Origin of the sequence: Micromonospora fluostatini (assembly GCF_050410825.1) — a bacterium.
Taxonomy (GTDB): domain Bacteria; phylum Actinomycetota; class Actinomycetes; order Mycobacteriales; family Micromonosporaceae; genus Micromonospora; species Micromonospora rosaria.
The window spans coordinates 6,193,454-6,213,010 of record NZ_CP191251.1; the positions used below are offsets into that span (position 1 = coordinate 6,193,454).

A 19,557-nucleotide genomic window follows, 5' to 3' on the forward strand; every position below is an offset into this window, starting at 1 on the left:
CATGGCCGAGCCGATCGACAACGCTGTGCTGGCCGCCCGGATGCCGGTGCTGGCACGACTCGCCCGGGAGTTCGCCACCGACCGGCCGCTCGCCGGGCGTCGGGTGGCGGCGGCGCTCAACGTCACCCCGGAGGCGACCGCCCTGGTCCGGGTGCTGTTGGCCGGCGCCGCCGAGGTGCTGGTGGTCTCCTCGAAACCGACCACCTTCGACCCGGCCGCCGCCGGGGCGATGGGCCGGCTCGGCGCCCGGGTGCTGCCCGGCCCCGACACCGCCAAGGAGGTGCTGGCCTTCGCGCCCGACCTGGTGGTCGACAACGGCTCCGTGGCCGAACTCTGGGCCGCCGAGCCGGACCCGCCCGCCGTCGTCGGCGGCACGGTCCACTCCCAGCACGCCCTCGGCCGGGTGCGCCGGGCCGGCCGGCTGCCGTTCCCGCTCTACACCGTCACCGAGTCGGCGGTGAAGACCGCCGTCGAGACCGCGCACGGCACCGGACAGGCCGCCCTGCGCGGCCTGCTCGACGCGGGGGTGCAGGTCGCCGGCAAGCGGGTGCTGGTGGTCGGGTTCGGGGTGACCGGCCGGGCGGTCGCCGACTACCTGCGCGGCTGCCACGCCCGGGTGGCGGTCGCCGAGGTCGCCCCGGTGCCGCTGCTCCAGGCGGTCCACCTCGGCTTCGAGGTGGTCGGCCTGACCGCCGGGCTGGCCACCGCCGACGTGGTGGTCACCGTGACCGACGCGGAACAGGTGCTCGACCTCGACCACCTGCGGCTGCTCCCCGACGGGGCGGTGCTGGGCGGGATCGGGCACGCCGCCACCGAGATCGACCGCGCCGGCCTGGCCGCCGCCGCCGACCGGGTCGATCCGGTCCCGGGCGGGCAGCGGTACCGGCTCGCCGGCCGGCACCTCACCCTGCTGGCGGGGGCGGGCGGCAACCACGTCTTCGCCGGCATCAACCCGCCCGAACTGATGGACCTGAGCCTCGCCCTGCACGCGTTGTGCCTGGCCCGGCTCGCGTCGACCGGTCCACCACCGGCCGGGCTGCACCCGGTGCCCGCCGAGGTGGACGCCCGGGTCGCCCGTACCAAACTGGCCGTCCTCGGCCTGGCCGGGGTCCTGCCGTGACCGGCTCCCCGCAGCGGCCCGCCGGGCCGGGCGAGGTGCTCGACGTGGTCGTGCACGGTCCGGTCAGCGACCTGGGGCGGGACCTCATCCGGCGGGAGCTGCCGCCCGACCGGTTCACGGTCCGTTTCTCCGACCGCGCCGACCCGGACCGGCCCGCCGTGCTCGCCGGCTGCGAGGCGATCGTCGTCGACCACGCCCCGCTGACCGGGGCCGACTTCGCGGCGATGCCCCGGCTGCGGCTGGTGCAGCGGCTGGGCCGGGGGCCGTTCGACATCAGCGCGGAGATCGCCGCCGCGCACGCCCACGGCGTCCCGTTCGCGCACAACCGGTCCGGCTTCGCCGCCTCGGCGACCGCCGAGTACACCGTGCTGGCCATGCTCGCCCTGCCCCGCCGGCTCGTCGAGGCCGACGGGTACGTCCGGCGGGGCGGGTGGGGCCCCGACAACCGGTTCGACGCCGCCACCGCGGACCTGGCCGGCAGCACCGTCGGCCTGGTCGGCATGGGCCGGGTCGGCCGGCAGGTGGCCCGGCTGCTGCGCCCGTTCGGCGTGACCGTCCGGTACGCGTCCCGCCGCCGGCTGCCGGCCGAGGAGGAACGGGCGCTCGCCGTCGAGTACCTGCCCCTGCCCGACCTGGTCGCCACCGTGGACGTGGTCAGCCTGCACGTGCGGGCCACCGGGCCGGAGCCGTTCCGGTTCGACGCCGCGCTGATCGACCGGATGCGCCCGGCGGCGTACCTGATCAACACCTCGCGGGGTCCGTTGCTGGACCAGGCCGCGCTGGTCCGCGCGCTGACCGAGGGCCGGCTGGCCGGCGCCGCGCTGGACGTCTTCGACCCGGAGCCGCTGCCCGCCGACTCCCCCCTGCACACCCTGCCCACCGTCATCCTCACCCCGCACATCGCCGGACGCACCCGGCAGGTCGCGGAGATGTACTACCGGTGCGCGGTCGACAACCTCGTCCGGCTGGCCGCCGGCGAGCCGCTGCGCGACCTGGTGCCACCCGCATCCGTGGAGGAGGCCACGTGCTCGTCCTAGGCGTCAACTTCGGATTCCACGACCCGTCCGCCGCGCTGGTCGCCGACGGCCGGCTGCTCGCCCTCGCCGAGCAGGAACGCTTCAGCCGGCGCAAGCGGGCGCCGCTGGAGATGCCGCTGGACGCAGTCACCGCCTGCCTGGAGACGGCCGGCGTCCGGCCCGCCGACGTCGACGCGGTCGCCTGGGGCTGGGACGTCGACCGTTTCGACCCGCCGCTGCCGCCCGCCCCCCACCTCGACCCGGCCAACGCCCTGCCGGCCGGCTTCGACCCGGCCCCACCGGTCACCCCGGTCGCCCACCACGTCGCCCACGCCGCCAGCGCCTTCTGGGCCAGCGGGTTCCCCTCCGCCGCCGTCCTGATCGCCGACGGCCAGGGGGAACGGGAGGCCACCTCGCTGGGCGTCGCCGACGAGTCGGGCGTCAAGCTCCTGGCGACGTACCCGGTCAACGCCTCGCTCGGGCACTTCTACCGGGGCGCGGCGCAGTACGCCGGGCTGGAGCGGGGCGCGTCCCGTGGCGAGGGCAAGCTGATGGGGCTGGCCGCGTACGGCCGGCCGGTCGACGCGATGCCCCTGCTCACCGGGGACGGGCAGCTCGCCCTCGACCCCCGGGTCCGGGTACCGCACACCGCCGACACCCGCAGCGAGATGCGGGACGCGCTGCGCCGCTGGTGGACGACGCACACCTTCCCGTACGTCAGCGGCAACACCGCCGAGCAGATGGCGTACGTCAACTTCGCCGCGTCGGCGCAGGCCGCCCTGGAGACCGCGCTGGTGAACCTCGCCGCGCAGGCACGTCACCTGACCGGCCAGCGCCGGCTGGTGATCGCGGGTGGCGTGGCGCAGAACTGCTCGGCGAACGCGGCGATCGTGGAGGCCGGTCACTTCGACGAGTACTACGTCCTCCCGGTGCCGCACGACGCCGGGGTCTCGTACGGCGCCGCGCTGGCCGTGGCACACGCCGAGGCCCTGCGCACCGGGACGCCGTTCCGGCCGCAGCGGCTCGACCACGCCTACTGGGGGCCGGACGTCCGGCCCGAGCAGGTGACGGCGGCGCTGCACGGCAGCGGCCTGCACGCCGAGCGGCTGCCCGAGGAGGAACTGCTGGGCCGGGTGGCCGCCGCGCTGGCCGAGGGCCGCATCGTCGGGTGGTACTCGGGGCGGGCCGAGATCGGCCCCCGCGCGCTGGGCGCCCGGAGCCTGCTCGCCGACCCCCGCCGCCGCGAGACGGTGCTGCGGCTGAACACCCTCAAGGGGCGGGAGGTGTGGCGGCCGCTTGCCCCCAGTGTCCTCGCCGAACGCTTCGACGAGTACTTCGAGGCGGGGCTGGCCTCGCCCTTCATGAACGTCCGGGCGATGACCCGCCCGGCGGTCCGCAGTCGGATCGCGGCGGTGGTGCACGTCGACGGCTCGGCCCGCCCGCAGGCGGTCAACCGCGCGGACTCGCCCCGGTACTGGTCGCTGATCAGCGCGTTCGAGCGGCTGACCGGGGTGCCGGTGGTGCTCAACACGTCGTTCAACCTGGCCGGCGAGCCGATCGTCAACACCCCGGCGGAGGCGGTGCGGACGTTCCTCGCCGGCCAGCTCGACCTGTTGGTGCTCCAGGACCGGCTGGTCACCCGGCCCGAGCCGGCCGACCCCGGCTCGGCCGGGTGACCGCTCCGGCGCGGGTGGGCTGCCCGGCTCGGCTCAGCGGTGTGCCGCCACCAGCGGGTCGCTGACCACGAGTCCGTCGCGCAGCCACCGGGCCACGTCGGCGTGCCCCACCCCGGACCGGCGGCCCAGCTCACCGACCGTGGTCCCGGCCGACAGTTCCGGGACGCACCGGACGAACCCCTCGTCGTCGCGGTGGTAGCCGGTGTAGTCGTGGTAGTAGCCGGCGCGCAGCGGCGCCGCCCACGGCGGTACGGCGAGCCGCGTCTCGTCGGTGATCGGCCCCGCCAGCGGGCGCAACGGCAGCTCCGGGCCGCGCTCGCACTCCAGCAGCGCCCGCTCGTAGCCGCGCAGCATCTGCGACAGGCCGAACCGGTCGCGCAGCAGCGCCCGCAGCTCCGGCCCGGTCCGCTCGCCCTTGCCGATGATCTCCGCCAGGTGGTCGGCGACCGCCTCGGTGTCCTTCGGGTCGACCTTGCGGGTCAGCTCCTCGGGCACGGTGGTGCGCTGCGCCGCCACCCGGGCCAGCACGGCCGGCGTGCCGGAGAGCATCGACTCCACGTGCACGTTGCCGAACGCCTCGGGGAAGGTGCCGACGCAGAGGGTCGCCGCCCCCACCGAGTAGTACGCCGCCATGTCCGCCATCGGCACCCACGGGTGCAGGTGCAGCTTGTCCGCCACGCCGAGCCCGTCGGCGTACTGCTGGGCCTCCGGGTACAGCGTCTGCTGGATCTGGGTGGAGTTCTCCACCAGGTGGGTGTCCTGCCAGATCGGCACCAGCAGGCGTACCCGGGCGTACGTGTCGGCCGGCAGCCGGCTCTTGAGCTGCTGCACCGCCAGCAGCGCGTCGTACAGGCCCTTGTCCGGGTCGGGCCGGTGCGGGTAGAGGATCGCGACGGCGTCCTCCGGCAGCCCGAGACGGGCCCGCATCCCGGCCGGGTCGGTCGGGGCGAACCGCTCGGCGAACCCGTTGTTGACCACGAAGAGCGAGTCGTCGTCGAGTGGCCGGAAGCGCCGGAACAGCTCGTGCAGGCAGGCGCCGAGGTAGTCGGAGACGGCGATCAGCCGGTCCCGGGTGAACTCCAGCGCCCCGGACATGCTGTCGCCGTACACCAGGTCGTGGACGGCGGCCACGGTCGGCCGCTGCGCCCCGGCGAACTTGAAGTGCAACTGGCTGTCGTGCACGTAGAAGACGTCGTGGTCCTCGGCCGCCCGGCGCAACGTGTCGATGATGTCGGCGAGGTGGTACGGGCTGGTCCAGTACGGCTCGGGGTAGGTCTCCTTGAACCGCAGCACGGGCCGGACCCGGACGCCGGGGAAGAGTTCGAACTCCTCGGGATTGTCCCGACGCCAGGTGCAGTGCACCGTCACCTGGACCCCGAGCGAGCTGAAGTGCCGCAGCATCTCGGTGAGGATGGCCTGCGCGCCGCCGTGCGCCGACCCGGCGAAGAGCGGGGCCACCTGGAACACGGAGAGTCGCAACCCCTGGTACGGGCTGGTTCGGGACACGGAACCTCCTGACAGGGCGATCACTGGGCGGGCAGGTGGACGCGGACGTCCCGGCCGATGCGGTGGGCCTCCGCCCGGAGGTCGTCCCCCCAGCGGTCGTGCAGGCCGGTCAACCGGGACGACACCACCACCAGGTCGAACGAGGCGTCGTCGTACGGGGTGCGCAGGCCGATGGCGAGCCGGGCCGGCGCGGCGGGCCGGTCCGCGGCGGCCTGCCGGAGCAGTTCCTCGTCGAAGTCGACCAGGGTGCCGGTCGCCGGCCAGGAGGGCGGCAGGACGCCGCCGCAGCCGATGGCGGCGATCCGGCCGCCGGCCGGCAACGCCTCGACGGCAGCCGCCAACTCCGCGCGGACGTCGAGGTCCCGGGCCTGCTCGGCCCAGCCGGAGAGGGTGCGCAGCTCCTGCTCCAACGGCACCAGGATGCCCCGCGAGTAGATGGCCCAGTACAGCTCCACCGGCGGCTCGCCGTGCTTGTCGAGGAAGCGCCGGGCGTTGCGGCGGCTGCTGGCCAGGTTGGCCTCGGTGTCCCGGTCGTGCGGGGTCTCGATCGCCCAGGCGTCCCGGGAGACCGCGAAGCGCACCCCGTGCCCGGCCGTCCGGTAGCCGAACTCCAGGTCCTCGACGCCCCAGCTCCGGAAGCCCTCGTCGAAGCCGCCGACGGCGCGGAAGTCCTCGGCCCGCACCGAGAGGTTGACCGTCCACGACAGCATCCACGGGGCGGCCAGCCGGGACAGGTCGAAGTCCACCGCCGCGAACTCGGGGTGCCGCATGTCCTGGAAGGACCGGGTGTCGGCGAGCCGGGCGACCACCTCGGCCGGCGGCAGCTCGGCCAGCAGCTCGGCCAGGCCGGGGCAGGGATCGTACGGGTTGTAGCCGTAGGTGTAGCCGATCACCGCCCGGCCCGGCCCGGCCGTGCCCAGGGTGCCCTGGTGGGCGGCCCGGTGCGCGGCCACGAAGTCCGGCCCGACCAGGACGCCGGTGTCGAGGAAGGCCAGCACCGGGGCCGAGGCGAGCCGGGCCCCGGCGTTGCGCGCCTCGGCCACCCGGAACCCCTCGTCCGGCTGGAAGTGGTAACGCAGCGTCAACCGGTCGGCGAAGGCGTCGACCACGGCGCGGGTGTCGTCGGCCGAGCCGTCGTCGGAGACCACGACCTCGAAGGCGGGCCCGGTGGGACGTTGGGCGGCCAGCGCGGCCAGGGTGCGGTGCAGCAGCGGGGCCCGGTTGTAGGTCGGCACGACGACCGAGACCTCCGGACAACCCGGTGTCGCCGAATGCGGCGTCGTCATCTTCTGTCCCCGTGGTGTGTGGCGGGCCCCGTTGTGTGTGGCGGGTCGGCACCCTGACGTGCGGAATCGGCAGGTGGTGTCGCGGGCGGCCACGTGGCCCGGCGACGGCTTCGGGGAGTGTACCGCGCCGCCGACCGTCGCCGATGTCCCGACAATGTGATCGACGCCGTTGGCCCTGGTCGTCGGCGCCTTTTCGGTGCGGCGGCGGCCCGCTTTTTCTGATCATTATCCGGGTGGACGTTGATCAATTTGTGGCGGCCGTATTCCCGGTGACGGCGGTCGCAATTTCCGGGTACAGTTCGCCGCGAACGTGCTCCCACGCCGGCCCGACCGGCGTTCACGGGGGAAGGACCTGTTCCATGTCCACGTCCGAGCACCGGGCCCGACGCGCCGATCCGACGTCCGCCCGATCCGTCGACCGCCGCCGCCTGTTGCGGTACGCCTCGCTGGGGGGCCTGGCCGCGCTCACCGCCCCGCTGGTGGCGGGCTGCGGTGACCCGCCGGCCGCCACCAGGGCCGGCCCCGGCACCATCACGTACCGGCTGTCGTGGGTCAAGAACGTGCAGTTCGCCGCCGCCTACATCGCCACCGAGCAGGGCTTCTACGCCGACGAGGGGATCGCCGGGGTGAACCTGGTCGCGGGCGGCCCGGCGGCCACCCCGGTCGACGCCGACGTGGCCACCGGCAAGGCGCTGGTCGGCGTCAGCGCCCCCGACATCACCGGGGCCGCGATCGGCCAGGGCGCCGACCTCACCGTCGTCGCCGCCGAGTTCCAGAAGAGTCCGTTCGCTGTCGTCTCCCTCGCGGACAGACCGATCCGCACCCCGCAGGAGATGTACGGACGCTCGATCGGGGTGCAGGCCGCCAACGAGACGACGTGGAACGCATTCCTGCGCGCCGCGGATCTCGACGGCACCAGGATTCGTACGGTCCCGGTGCAGTTCGATCCGTTGCCGCTGACCCAGGGCGAGGTCGACGGCTGGTTCTCCTTCATCACCGACGAACCGAATCGACTCCGCGTCAAGGGATTCGAGGTGACGACGTTCCTCTTCGCCGATCACGGATATCCACTCGTCGCGCAGACCTACTGCGTACGCCGGGACACCATCGAGAAACAGCGGGATCTGGTGAAGTCCTTCCTGCGGGCGCAGATCCGGGGATGGCGGGCGAATGTCGCCGATCCGGCCCTCGGTGCCCGGCTGGCCGTCGAGAAGTACGGCCGCGACCTCGGCCTGGACCTGCGCGAGCAGACCCTGGCCGCGCAGAGCGGCAACGACCTGCTGGTCACCACGGACACCGAGCGCAACGGCCTGCTGACCATGACGCCGGAGCTGGTCGACCGCAACATCGCCACGCTGCGTGCGGCCGGTCTGTCGGTCTCCGCCGACCGGCTCTTCGACCTCTCCCTGATCGAGGAGGTCCACCAGGAGGATCCCACGCTGCGCTGAGGCGTGAACACGTCGGACGGGGGACCACCGTGAGTAGCACCGCCACCGGGCCCGGCGCCGACCGGGCGTACGTCACCGCCACACCCGCCGGGCCCGCCACACGACCCGACACCGCCGGCACCACCGCGGGCAGCGCCACCGCGAGCGCCGCAGGAAGCGGCCTGCTCCTGCGCGACCTGCGCCGGGAGTTCCGGATCGGGCGGCGGCGCGTCCTCGCGCTGGACGGGGTCGACCTCACCGTCGAGGCGGGGCAGTTCGTCTCGCTGATCGGCCCCTCGGGCTGCGGCAAGTCGACGGTCCTGCGCATCCTGGCCGGCCTCGACCAGCCCAGCTCCGGCACGGTACGGGTGCGCGGCGAGGCACCGGAGCTGGTCCGACGCCGGCACCAGCTCGGTGTGGCCTTCCAGGACAGCGCCCTGCTGCCGTGGCGGTCGGTGGCCGGCAACATCCGGCTGCCGTTGCAGATCAGCGGCCGGCGGGACACCTCGGCCACGGTCCGCGAGCTGATCGAGCTGGTCGGGCTCACCGGCTTCGAGCGGGCCCTGCCCCGGCAGCTCTCCGGCGGCATGCGGCAACGGGTGGCGATCGCCCGGGCCCTCGCCGTCCAACCCCGGGTGCTGCTGCTGGACGAGCCCTTCGGCGCCCTGGACGACGTCTCCCGGCAACGGCTCAACATCGAACTGCAACGGATCTGGCAGCAACGGGCCGTCACCACCCTGCTGGTCACCCACAGTCTCGCCGAGGCGGTGCTGCTCAGCGACGTGGTCGCGGTGATGTCGCCGCGACCGGGGCGGATCCGGCGCACCGTACCCGTCGAACTGCCCCGACCCCGGACGGCCGCGACGCTGCGGACCCCGGAGTTCCACGCCTACCACGACGCGCTCTCCGCCCTGCTGTTCGACCAGGAGGACCGGTGAGTCTTCGACCAGGAGGACCGGTGAGCCTCCGGCCGCCACCGCAGCGGGCCCGGCCGCGCCACCGGCCCGACCGGCCGGGCGGTCGCCCCGGCCGCCGGTGGGGCACCGGGCTGGCGGGCGGGCTGGGCCTGCTGCTGCTCTGGTCGGTGCTGGCCACGACGGTCCTCTCCACCGCCGACGGGGTGCCCACCCCGTGGGCGGTGCTGGGCCGGCTGCTCCACGACGGCTGGTCGTTCTACGCGCCGCACGTGCGCCAGACCGGCGGCGCGGCGCTGCGCGGCTACCTCGTCGGGAACGCGGTGGCGCTCGGCGCCGCCCTGCTGGTGCTGCTGGTCCCCGCCCTGGAACGGCTGGTCACCCAGGTCGCCCTGGCCTCGTACTGCCTGCCGCTGGTCGCGGTGGGTCCACTGCTGTCCACCCTGCTCGACGGGGACACCCCGATCGTGGTGCTGGCCGCCCTCGCGGTCGTCTTCACCACCCTGATCGGGGCCCTGCTCGGGCTCCGCTCGGCCGACCGCGCCGCCCTCGACGTGGTGTACGCCAGCGGCGGTGGACGCTGGGCGGCCCTGTGGCGGGTCCGGGTGGTGGCGGCCCTGCCGAGCACCCTCGCCGGGTTGCAGATCGCCGCCCCCGGCGCGCTGCTCGGCGCGGTGATCGGCGAGTACCTGGGCCGCGTCGACCAGGGGCTCGGCATCGCCCTGACGATCAGCGCCCAGCAGTTGGAGGTCGCCCGGACCTGGGGGATCGCCCTGGTCTGCGGGGGCCTGGCCGGCGCCGGGTACGCGGCGACGGCGCTGCTGTCCCGGCTGGCGCTGCCCTGGGCCCGGGACGCCACCGTGGACGGCGGGCCGGGATGACCGCCCGTCGACTGCTCCGGCCGCTGCTCGGCGGTCCCGTGGTGCTGGGCACGGTGGTCGGGCTGTGGCAGGCGCTCCTGTCCGTCTTCGCCGTCGACCCCTTCCTCGCCCGGACCCCGGCCGACGTCTGGCGGTACCTGACGACCGCGCCGGACGCGGCGGCCCACCGGGAGCGGCTGGCCGCCGGGCTCGGGCACACCCTCGCCGACGCCGCCCTGGGCTTCGGCTGCGGGCTGGCCTCGGCGGTCGGCGTGGCGCTGCTGTTCGTGCTGGCCCGCCCGGTCCGGCAGGCCCTGCTGCCGATCGCGGTGCTGCTGCGCTCGGTCCCGCTGGTCGCGATGACCCCGCTGCTGATCCTGGTGTTCGGGCGCGGCCTGCTCGCCACGGCGGTGATCGCCGGGCTGGTGGTCTTCTTCCCCGCCCTGGTCACCATCACTAACGGGCTGCGCACGGCCGCCCGGCACACGGTGGAGCTGTGCCGCGCGTACGGGGCGGGAAGCTGGACGATCGCGCGGGCGGTACTGCTCCCGGCGGCCGTACCGGCGATCTTCGCCAGCGCCCGGATCGGGGTGCCGGCCGCCCTGATCGGCGCGACCCTCGCCGAGTGGCTGGCCACCGGCCGGGGCCTGGGCTACGAGATGCTCCAGGACGCGACGACGTTCGACTACGACCACCTGTGGGCGGCCGTGGCGGCCCTCACCCTGGTCTCGGTTCTGGTATACAACGGCTTCGCGCTCGTGGAGAGCATGGTGACGCCCCGGTTCACCGACGGGTGACCGGTTGCCACGAGGAGGACCCGATGACCGACGCCCCACCCGTACCCGGCGACGTCCGGGACCTGGCCGCCCTCCCCAAGGGGCACCTGCACCTGCACCTGGAGGGGGCGATGCGGCCGGAGACCCTGGCCGAGCTGGCGCAGCGGCACGGGAGGGCGGTCCCGCCGACCCGGGGCTACGGATCGTTCCTCGCCTTCGTGGACCTGTACGTCGCGGCCTGCGCGGTGCTGCGGACCACCGAGGACCTCCAACGGCTCACCCGGGAGGTGGTGCAGGACGCCGCCCGCGACGGCGCGGTGTGGGTGGAGCCGTCGATCTACCCCGTGCACCACGTCGGCACGATCGGGCCGGTCGAGGAGGTCACCGCCGCCGTGGTCACGGCCGGTCAGGAGGCCGCCCGCGAGTACGGCATCGGTTTCGGGCTGATGCTGGCGGCGAACCGGACGGCCGACCCGGCCGAGGCGGAACGGATCGCCCGGGTCGCCGCCGGGTGGGCCGGTCGGGGCGTGGTGTCGTTCGGCCTGGCCGACAACGAGGACGGGTACCCGCCCGAGCCGTTCGTCGAGGCGTTCCGGATCGCCCGGGAAGCCGGCCTGCTCGCCGCCCCGCACGCGGGTGAACTCGCCGGCCCGGAGAGCGTCGCGGCGGCGCTCACCCTGCTCGGCGCCGACCGCGTCCAGCACGGGGTCCGCGCGGTGGAGGACCCGGAGCTGCTGCGCCGCCTCGCCGACGCGGGGACCTGCCTGGACGTCTGCCCGACCAGCAACCTGCTGCTGTCGGTGGTGCCCTCGCTCGCCGAACACCCGCTGCCCCGCCTGCTGGCCGCCGGGGTGCGGTGCAGCGTGAACGCCGACGATCCGCTGCTCTTCGGCCCCGGCCTGCTCGCCGAGTACGAGCTGTGCCGCGACGAGCTGGGGCTCGACGACCGCGCGCTCGCCGCCGTCGCCCGCAGCTCGGTCGAGAGCAGCGGGGCGGACCCGGCGACCAAACGGTCGGCCGTGGCCGGCATCGACGCCTGGGAACGGCAGCCGGCGACCCCGACCGCCGGCCCCACCGGCGCTGCGGCCGGCCCGGTCCCGGCCGGGGACCGGCGGTCGCAGCCGTGACCGATCCCCGCCGCTGGCACCGGTACGCCCGGCGGCTCGCCGTCGGTGGGCTCGTCGCGCTGCTGCTCGCCAGCACCCCCTGGCTCTGGACGGAGATCGCCGCCCACGGCCACGAGTACGACTCGACCGACGCGCCGACCGCGGACGTGGTCGTCGTCCTCGGAACCGAGGTGGCGCCGGACGGGCAGCCCTCGGCGCGGCTCGCCGGCCGGCTGCGGACCGCCGCCGAGCTGGTGCACGCCGGTCGGGCCCGGGTGGTCCTCGTCTCCGGCGACGGCGGGGGCCTCTCCGGGGACGAGCCGGCGGCGATGACCGCGTACCTGACCGGGGAACTGGGGGTCGACCCCCGGCGGGTGGTGGCCGACCCGGCCGGCCTGGACACGTACGACACCTGCGTGCGGGCGCGGGACGTGTACGGCGTCGGCCGGGCCCTGATCGTCACGCAGGCGTACCACCTCTCCCGGGCGGTGGCCCTCTGCCGGCACGTCGGGCTGGACGTCGACGGGGTGACCGCCGACTGCCCCGGCTGCTCCACCGCGCTGCTCGCGGAGAAGGCGGCCCGGGACTACCTGGCCAGCGGCAAGGCGGCCTGGGACGCGGTACGCCGCCGGCCACCGGCGGTCCGCTCACCGGAGAGCCCGCACCTGCGCGACGCCCTCCGGGCGGGGTGAGCGTCCGGCCCGGACGCCTCGCCCCCACCCGGCCCCGGACGGAGATTGTCCGGCCGGGGCCGGGCCGCGGGCGGGGGGCGACCCGACACCGCTGGAGGTGAAGCGTGTGGCGCGCGGCCCGGCCCGGCGGTCGTCTCACCGGTGCCGTGGGCCAGCGCCGGTGGGTACCGTAGCCCGTCGGGCCGCGCCGCCGGATCAGGGCCACGCCGTGCCGCCGGATTCAGGACGGTGCCGCCGGGACCAGTCAGGACGGTGCCGCCGGGACCAGTCAGGACGGTGCCGCCGGATTCAGTATGGCGTGGGGCGAGGGCGGGTCGGCTCCAGACGGTAGTGCAGGCGGAGCGCCTGCGCCCGGTAGAGCCGCAACTCGTGGTCGGTACGGAGCACGCCCCGCCGGTCCCGGTAGACATGGAAGCGCTCGTGGATCGGCACCCGCGCGGCGTACGACCGGCGACCGTGCCGGACCACGACGTACGCGCCGTCGTCGCCGAAGGCCCCCACGCCGGAGGTCAGCACCAACGAGCCGTCGGCCCGTACGGCGGGGCGGAGGAAGACCTGCACGTTGCCGGCCTCCAGCGGGAACGCCACGTGCACCGAGGGCTGCGCCGAGCCGGGCAACAGGCGGGCCGAGTAGCAGCCGCTGTAGACGTACTCGCCGGTGGCGGAGAGGGTCCTCAGCCACCCGGCGGCGTGCTGCGCCCCGTCGGCGTCGAGCAGGTGCACGACCCGCGAGTCCATGCCGTGCGCGACGTCGAGCGGGCGGGTGGGCAGGGCGAGCTGCTGGACCCGCCGACCGAAGAGCCGGCTCACCAGCTCGCCACCCGGCTGGAACAGGGCCGACCACTGCGTCCACACCTCCATCCGCCAGCCCGCGGTGTGCTCGTAGAAGTCCCGGACCGCCGGGTCCAGGTCGGTGGCGCGGAACTCCGCTGCGTCGAGCACCGACATCGACGACAGCAGCCCACCGTCCGTGACGTCCTCGCGCACGGTACCGCCGACCCGCTCGGCCTCGGCCGCGAGCCAGGAGCCGCCGACCGGTCCCGGGCCGCACATCGGCGCGTCCAGCCACCGGTGTTCGCCGTCGAGGTCCACCGGGCGGCCGACCAGCCGCCACCAGGCCCGGGCGGCCGGGTCGAGGGCCCTGCTCAGTCGCCTGCCGGTCACCGCGACAGCCTCCCCACCGGTCCCGATGCCGGTGCCCGTGCTCCGGCCACGCGTCCCGGGTCCGACCCACCATAGGACCCGCTGCGCCGCTGCCGGAACGGTGTGCACGACCCGACGCCGCCGCTGGCGTGTCGCGTCGGAGAACCGGCACCGCGCTCAGCGGAAGGCTGCGCCTGACGGCAGAGGGTGAGCCGGCCGGCCCCGGGCCCCATCCGGGGCCGGCCCGGTCTCAGACCAGGGACTGTTCCGCCGCCAGGGTGGCGTAGAGCGAGTCGGTGCGGACCAGGTCGGGGTGGGAGCCGACCGAGCGGGCCGAGCCGTTCTCCAGCACCACGATCTGCGCCGCGCCGAGCACCGTGGAGAGCCGGTGCGCGACCATCAGCACCGTGGTCCGGCGGGAGACCTCCTGGATCACCTCGCGCAGCGCCGCCTCGTTGGCCGCGTCCAGTTGCGAGGTCGCCTCGTCGAGCAGCAGCAGCCGGGGCCGGCGCAGCAGCGCCCGGGCCACCGCGATGCGCTGCCGTTCCCCACCGGAGACGGAGCCGCCCCGGTGCGCGATCGGGGCGTCCAGGTCGCCGCCGAGGCGCTCCAGCAGCGGGCCGAGCCGGGTGGTGCGCAGCACCGCGTGGATCTCCTCGTCGGTGGCGCCGGGCGTCGCGTACGCCACGTTCTCCCGCAGCGTCCCGGCGAGCACGGCGACGTCCTGCTCGACGTAGCCGATCGAGGCCCGCAGCTCGGCCAGCGGCCAGTCGGCCAGTGGTCGCCCGTCGAACAGGATCCGGCCGTGCTCCGGCTCGTGGAAGCGCTCGATCAGGGCGAGCACCGTGGTCTTGCCGGAGCCGGACGGTCCGACGAGGGCGGTCAGCCCGCCCGCCGGCACGGTCAGGTTGAGGTCGTGCAGGGCCGGCTCGGCGCGGCCCGGGTAGCCGAAGCCGACCTGCTCGAAGACCACCGCCGCCGGCTCCGCCCGAGCCGCCCCGGCGTCCGCGCCGGTGCGACCGGCCCCGCCGCCACCCGGCCCGGCGACCCCCGACGTCGGGATCCCGACCGACGTCGGGGGTCCGGCGGGCCTCGCGGTCCCGGCCGGCGGGGGCAGATCGATGGGCTCGACGGGGAGCGCGTCGATCTCGCCGATCCGGGTCAGCGCGGCCCGGCCGATCTGGAGGTACGTGCCGGCGCCGACGAGTTGCAGCACCGGGTGGGTCAGGTACGCCACGTAGAGCAGGAACGCCACCAGCGCCGAGACCGGCATCGCGCCGCTGGCCACCCGCGCGCCACCGACGCCGAGCACCACCAGGAACGCGACCTGGATGGCCAGTCCGGCGCTGGTGCCGGCGATCGAGCCCCACCGGGCCAGGCTCACGCCCTGCCGGTACGCGGCCAGCGCCGCCGCGTCGACCCGGGCCGCCTCCGTCGCCTCGGTACCGGACGCCTTCATGGTGGTGAAGGCGCCCAGCGCCCGCTCCAGGGTGGCCCCCATATCGCCCACCGACTCCTGCGAGCGCAGCGCCGCCTCGCGGATCCGGGGCATCAGCACCCCCATGATCACCAGCAGCAGCGCCACCACGACCGCGGTCACCCCGAGCAGCGCCAGGTCGACCACCGCCATCAGCACCACCGCGCCGAGCAGCATCACTCCGCCGGTGAACAGGTCGATCAGGGCCTGGCTGGCGATCTGGCGCAGCAGCATGGTGTCCCCGGCGACCCGGGCCAGCAGGTCACCGGGGGCCTGCCGCTGCATCGCCGGCACGGTGAGCCGCAGCAGGTGCCGGACCAGACCCCGCCGGCCGTCCAGGGCGACCGCCTCGGCGGTGCGCAGGATCAGGTAGTTGCCGACGCCGAGCAGCACGGCGGCGGCCAGCACCAGCCCGGTCAGCGCGACCAGCGCCCGGCCCACGCCCTGTCCGGCGGAGAGCCCGTCGATCAGCGCCTTGGCGGCCAGCGGCTGCGCCAGGCCGAGCAGACTGGAGACGAGCAGCAGCATCCCGGCGGCCAGGAACGGGCCCCGGTGCGGCCGGACGTACCCGGCGAGCATGCCCAGCCAGTGCCGCTGCCCGCCGGTCGCCGGGTTCACCGCTCGTCCCCGGCGCGGTACACGCTGACGTACATCGGCTCCGCGCCGGTGAACTCGGTGCCGGTCCAGTCGGCGTGCCGGGCGACCGGTGCCAGCCCGGCCCGCTCGGCGTACCCGTCGACCTCGTCGGGGGTGGTGAGCCGGCTCAACTCGGTGGCGATCCGGGACCGGCCCTCCTCGATCCAGATGTGCGCCAGGTGCCACACCCGGTGCGTCACGTCGATTGTCGAGTAGGAGAGCAGCCCGGTGTCCCGCCCCGGGTAGGGGACGAAGAAGGAGTCCCGGGCCCGGCCCTGGTTGAGCACCGCGAGCGCGAACTCCGGGTTGTGGGTCTCCACCACCAGGGTCCCGCCGGGGGCCAGCCGGTCCGCGGCGACCTGCACGGTCCGCTGCTGCTCCGCCGGGTCCAGCAGCATGGAGAGCGTGCCGCAGACGCAGTAGACCAGCCCGTACCGGCGCTCGTCGGCCCAGTCGCGGATGTCGCCGTGCACCGGGGTGACCGGGCGGGGCCGGTCGGCCAGCGCGGCGCGGAGCACGTCGAGCATCTCCGGCGAGGAGTCCACCCCGACGATCTCCCCGACCCGCTCGGCCAGCGGCAGGGCGATCCGGCCGGTGCCCACGCCGAGTTCCAGGGTGGGCAGGCCGCCGCCGGGGTGCCGGTCGGCGAGGTACCCGACGGTCTGCTCCACCGCCGGCCCGCCGGGGAAGAGCCGGTCGTAGAAGTCGACGAACTGGCGTCCGTAGCCGCTGTCGGCGATCTCAGTCATCGGAGCTGCCCTCCAGGGGTACGAACGGTGAGACGAGCAGGTACTCGGGCTTCTGCGACTCGTCGTAGCCGGTGCTGCGGGCGATCACGAACTGGAAGCCCTTGGGGGTACGCGCCGGGTGGGTCTCCCGCACGGCGGCCTCGACGATGTCCCGCAGCACCTCGTACGCCGGGGTGTCGGTGACGTCCACGCCCGGCTGCCCGAGGTGCACGATCAGGTCGGCGCAGATGTCGAAGATGGCCTTGTCCTGGCGGCGCTCCGGGAACCAGACCACCTGCCGCCAGCACCGGCGGGGGATCTCGATCGTCTCCGACCAGCGGCTCTGCTCGCCGTCGGTGTGCAGGACCCGGTGCAGGATGTGGAAGTCGTGCTGCGCCGGCTCCGGGGCGAAGAACCGCCAGTTGCCGATCAGCAGCCCGGAGACGTCGAAGCGGCGGAACCGGTCGAAGACCTGCTGCGGGTGCTGGCTGAGCACGGTCACCCCGAACCAGCCGACCAGGCCGGCGGTGACCATGGTGGTCAGCGGGCGCAGGTCGGTGCCGACGCGGCGGCTCATCGCTCCTCCTCGTGCCGGCCGGCACCGGGGCCGTGCCCGGTGACGTCGTCGACGAAGGCGGTCAGGATCTTGACCACCTCCTCGGCCCGGTCGGCGGCGGTGAGGATCTCGTCGTGGTCGGCGTCCTCGACCACGTACCGCTCGGCGCGGGGCGCCGCCGCCGCGAACTCGTCGTGCAGGTCGGCCTGGACGGCGTCGGTCCGGGCGGTCCGCCCGGCGGTCACCACCACCAGCGGTACGTCGATGCGGGGCAGCCCGACGCTCTCGTCCTCGAAGCGGTCCCGGACCACCGACCACTCACGGCGGGCGGCGGCCCACAGCTCCGGGTCGCGGTACTGGGCCAGGGCGAGTCGGCGCACCGGCTCGGGCATCCGGTCGACCCAGTCGGCCCGGGGCAGCAGCGCGCCGAAGCCGGCCCGCAGCGAACCGGGCATGATGGCCAGCGTGCTGGTCAGGGCCCGGCCCCCCTCGGCCTGGCGCAGCGAGCGACGCAGCTCGGCGGGGTGACTGGAGTCGACCAGGGCCACCCCCCGGACCCGGGGGCCGAGCCGTTCGGCGGCGAGCAGCGCCAGGTAGCCGCCGAGGGAGTGGCCGACCAGCACCACCGGGCGGTCCCCGGCGACGTGCCGGGCCAGGTCCACCAGGTCGTCCACCATGGTCTCGAAGCGGAACCCCCGGCCGCCCGTGTAGCGGCTGGCGCCGTAGCCGGCCCGCTGGTAGGTCACCGTGGTGAACCGCTCGCCCAGCGGGGCGGCGATCCGCTCCCAGTGCTCGGCGGTGGCGGCCAGCCCGCTCTCCAGCAGCACCACCGGCCCGGTCCGGTCGTCGTCGCCGCCGGCGTACCGGTAGGAGAGCACGTTGCCGGCGGTGGTGGTGAGGGTCCGCTCGTCGCCGCGTCCCCGCTCGATGATCCGCCGCCGGCGGATCCGGGCGGCCTGGCCGGCGGCGAAGAGGGCCAGCCCGGCGGCGGCGACCGCGGCGGGCAGGGTGTCGTCGCGGCGGACCCCGTCGCGGCCGGCGGTCCGGGCGCGGGGCCGGGTGGTGTAGACGACCGCCGGGTACGTCGAGGTGAACGCCCAGAAGAACCGGCCCAGCCCCATCACCCGGGCGTTGACCAGGTGGAACGCCCCGGCGGCGGCGAGCAGGTACGGCGCCGGCCGGCCCTTGGCCGCGTACGCCAGCGGGAACGCGCACTCCATCGCCAGCACGCCGTGCGCGGTGAGCCTGGTCAGCCGGGGGTACCGCTGCATCAGCCGCCACACCTGCGGGTCGCCGTAGGTGAGGGTCCGGGTGATCCCGGGCAGGGCCCGCCCGCTGCGCCAGGTGTCGCTGGGCAGCTTCGCCCAGCCGGAGACGGTGTACGACAGCACCGACTGGAGGGCGACGAACCAGAGGCAGGCGTCCACCACGGCGGGGCGGCGCTGACCGATCCGGCCCAGTGTGGTGAGCGCCTGGACGAGGAAGGAGACCTGGTCGGCGCCGTCGCTGCCGTAGAGGTGCTGGGCGTGCAGGGCGGCCTGGCTGCCGGTGAGCACGGCGTTGGCGGCGACCCGCTGCCGGGGGCTCAGCGGCAGCCAGAGCGCGGCGGCCGAGACGGCCCGGCTGACGTGCAGCGCGGTGGCGACCCGGTCGTCGGCGACCAGGTCGAGGGCGCGGGTGATCCGGGGGACCTGGGTGTGGAAGGTGCGCCGGTTCACCGCCCAGTTGTTCGCCCCGCCCCGCTGCCGGTCGCGGCGCCGGGTCAGGTACTCCAGGCTGGCGAAGAGGTGGGTCACCGAGCTGATCCGCTCGGTCCAGGTCAGCACGGCGGATCGGTCGTACGTGGCGGGCGGCCGGAGCCGGTCGCGCCAGGCTGGTCTCGTCATGGTCAGCGCTTCCTGACGGTCGGGGGCCGGGGCGGCGGGACGGGTGGTGGGGCTGTCGGAGGAGCCGGTGTGCCGCCGGGACGGCACACCGGACCCGTACCGTGGTGGCCGGCCGCCCGGGTGGGCGGGGCCGGTTGGTCAGTTCTGGACTGGCGGGCGGGTGCCACCGAGGTTGCGGCCGACGACGTAGCCGGCGCCGAAGAGCGCCGCCACGGAGCCGACCAGGCCGACACCGGCCGCGACGCTGACGATGGTGGCCGGGGTGGCGAGCACGGGCATGCCGCCGACCTGGCTGCACGCCTCGCCGCTGTCGATCGGGATCGCGGCGAGGTCGGGGTCGGTGTTCACCCGGATGGCGAGGACGGACACGGGATCACCTCCTGGTTCAGGGCGCGTTGCCGCGCGGGGACGGGAGTGCCCTTACTGCGGCCGGGGGCGGGTGCCCTCGGCCATGTTGCGGACGATGCCGACCATGTAGCCGGCGTGGAACGCGACGGCGCCGACGGCGACGCCCAGTGCCACGGCGGTCGGGGTGGCGAGCACCGGCGTCAGACCGGCCAGCCCCTCGGCGGTGCGGTCCTCGGTCAGCTCACCGAACATCTCGGCGGAGATGTCGTTGGTGTGCGCGACGAGTGCGGTCATCTGAATTCACCTCCTGGTAACCAGTTAGCTGATGTGAAGCAAGGCAAGTTGCTTCATTCATCTCAGCTAAATTCCGAATGGCTAGGATGTCCGAGGTGGCTCCCGCCGTC

Annotated in this window: 18 protein-coding genes; 9 read left to right on the forward strand and 9 right to left on the reverse strand. The window is 75.0% G+C overall.

The features are described from left to right. The first annotated feature begins 1 nt into the window (after position 1). Genes ACQUFX_RS27560 through ACQUFX_RS27570 form a run of 3 tightly spaced genes read left to right on the forward strand, consistent with a single transcriptional unit; the run spans position 2 to position 3,812 of the window. A complete protein-coding gene (locus tag ACQUFX_RS27560; RefSeq protein ID WP_428963130.1) occupies positions 2–1,120 on the forward strand; it encodes an NAD(P)-dependent oxidoreductase in 1,119 nt (372 codons plus the stop codon). Then, entirely contained in the window at positions 1,117–2,157 is a 1,041-nt protein-coding gene (locus ACQUFX_RS27565) for a 2-hydroxyacid dehydrogenase (RefSeq protein WP_428963131.1), read from the forward strand. The genes ACQUFX_RS27560 and ACQUFX_RS27565 overlap by 4 nt, the downstream gene beginning before the upstream one ends. Next, on the forward strand, positions 2,145–3,812 hold the full coding sequence (locus ACQUFX_RS27570) for a carbamoyltransferase family protein (RefSeq protein WP_428963132.1): 1,668 nt from the start codon (positions 2,145–2,147) through the stop codon (positions 3,810–3,812). The genes ACQUFX_RS27565 and ACQUFX_RS27570 overlap by 13 nt, the downstream gene beginning before the upstream one ends. Positions 3,813–3,845: 33 nt before the next feature. Here ACQUFX_RS27570 and ACQUFX_RS27575 read toward each other — a convergent pair whose 3' ends face one another. Both ACQUFX_RS27575 and ACQUFX_RS27580 read right to left on the reverse strand, forming a co-directional pair. Then, entirely contained in the window at positions 3,846–5,318 is a 1,473-nt protein-coding gene (locus ACQUFX_RS27575; protein ID WP_428963133.1) for a glycosyltransferase family 4 protein, read from the reverse strand. 20 nt (positions 5,319–5,338) lie between these two features. Beyond that, complete coding sequence (locus ACQUFX_RS27580) at positions 5,339–6,604, reverse strand: glycosyltransferase (protein ID WP_428963134.1); 1,266 nt, start codon at positions 6,602–6,604, stop codon at positions 5,339–5,341. A gap of 359 nt (positions 6,605–6,963) precedes the next feature. On the opposite strand from ACQUFX_RS27580, the gene ACQUFX_RS27585 reads away from it, so the two are divergent. The 6 genes from ACQUFX_RS27585 to ACQUFX_RS27610 are packed head-to-tail and all read left to right on the forward strand — an operon-like array spanning position 6,964 to position 12,379. Next, the gene (locus tag ACQUFX_RS27585) at positions 6,964–8,052 is read left to right on the forward strand and encodes an ABC transporter substrate-binding protein (RefSeq protein WP_428963135.1); all 1,089 of its coding nucleotides are present in this window, start codon (positions 6,964–6,966) and stop codon (positions 8,050–8,052) included. Between the two features lie 29 nt (positions 8,053–8,081). Next, positions 8,082–8,969, forward strand: coding sequence for an ABC transporter ATP-binding protein (locus tag ACQUFX_RS27590; RefSeq protein ID WP_428963136.1), 888 nt, complete (start codon positions 8,082–8,084; stop codon positions 8,967–8,969). Between the two features lie 20 nt (positions 8,970–8,989). Next, the gene (locus ACQUFX_RS27595; RefSeq protein WP_428963137.1) at positions 8,990–9,826 is read left to right on the forward strand and encodes an ABC transporter permease; all 837 of its coding nucleotides are present in this window, start codon (positions 8,990–8,992) and stop codon (positions 9,824–9,826) included. Continuing rightward, a complete protein-coding gene (locus tag ACQUFX_RS27600) occupies positions 9,823–10,602 on the forward strand; it encodes an ABC transporter permease (RefSeq protein ID WP_428963138.1) in 780 nt (259 codons plus the stop codon). The genes ACQUFX_RS27595 and ACQUFX_RS27600 overlap by 4 nt, the downstream gene beginning before the upstream one ends. A gap of 23 nt (positions 10,603–10,625) precedes the next feature. Then, entirely contained in the window at positions 10,626–11,708 is a 1,083-nt protein-coding gene (gene add, locus ACQUFX_RS27605) for an adenosine deaminase (protein WP_428963139.1), read from the forward strand. Next, a complete protein-coding gene (locus ACQUFX_RS27610; RefSeq protein WP_428963140.1) occupies positions 11,705–12,379 on the forward strand; it encodes a SanA/YdcF family protein in 675 nt (224 codons plus the stop codon). Before add ends, ACQUFX_RS27610 begins: the two co-directional genes overlap by 4 nt. A 288-nt stretch (positions 12,380–12,667) precedes the next feature. Here the strand turns inward: ACQUFX_RS27610 and ACQUFX_RS27615 are convergent, their stop codons facing one another. The 7 genes from ACQUFX_RS27615 to ACQUFX_RS27645 form a co-directional block, all read right to left on the reverse strand. Next, complete coding sequence (locus ACQUFX_RS27615; RefSeq protein WP_428963141.1) at positions 12,668–13,543, reverse strand: hypothetical protein; 876 nt, start codon at positions 13,541–13,543, stop codon at positions 12,668–12,670. Between the two features lie 229 nt (positions 13,544–13,772). Next, positions 13,773–15,617, reverse strand: coding sequence for an ABC transporter ATP-binding protein (locus ACQUFX_RS27620; protein WP_428963142.1), 1,845 nt, complete (start codon positions 15,615–15,617; stop codon positions 13,773–13,775). Beyond that, entirely contained in the window at positions 15,614–16,384 is a 771-nt protein-coding gene (locus ACQUFX_RS27625) for a class I SAM-dependent methyltransferase (RefSeq protein ID WP_428963143.1), read from the reverse strand. Before ACQUFX_RS27625 ends, ACQUFX_RS27620 begins: the two co-directional genes overlap by 4 nt. Further along, positions 16,377–16,940 carry a hypothetical protein gene (locus tag ACQUFX_RS27630; protein WP_428963144.1) on the reverse strand — a complete coding sequence of 188 codons (564 nt, stop codon included), beginning with the start codon at positions 16,938–16,940 and terminating at the stop codon, positions 16,377–16,379. The genes ACQUFX_RS27625 and ACQUFX_RS27630 overlap by 8 nt, the downstream gene beginning before the upstream one ends. Continuing rightward, a complete protein-coding gene (locus ACQUFX_RS27635) occupies positions 16,937–18,805 on the reverse strand; it encodes an alpha/beta fold hydrolase (RefSeq protein ID WP_428963145.1) in 1,869 nt (622 codons plus the stop codon). The genes ACQUFX_RS27630 and ACQUFX_RS27635 overlap by 4 nt, the downstream gene beginning before the upstream one ends. Before the next feature lie 138 nt (positions 18,806–18,943). After that, positions 18,944–19,174 (reverse strand): hypothetical protein, encoded by a 231-nt coding sequence (locus tag ACQUFX_RS27640; protein ID WP_428963146.1) that lies wholly within the window; start codon positions 19,172–19,174, stop codon positions 18,944–18,946. Between the two features lie 51 nt (positions 19,175–19,225). Beyond that, positions 19,226–19,447 (reverse strand): hypothetical protein, encoded by a 222-nt coding sequence (locus ACQUFX_RS27645; RefSeq protein WP_428963147.1) that lies wholly within the window; start codon positions 19,445–19,447, stop codon positions 19,226–19,228. Positions 19,448–19,557: the final 110 nt, after the last annotated feature.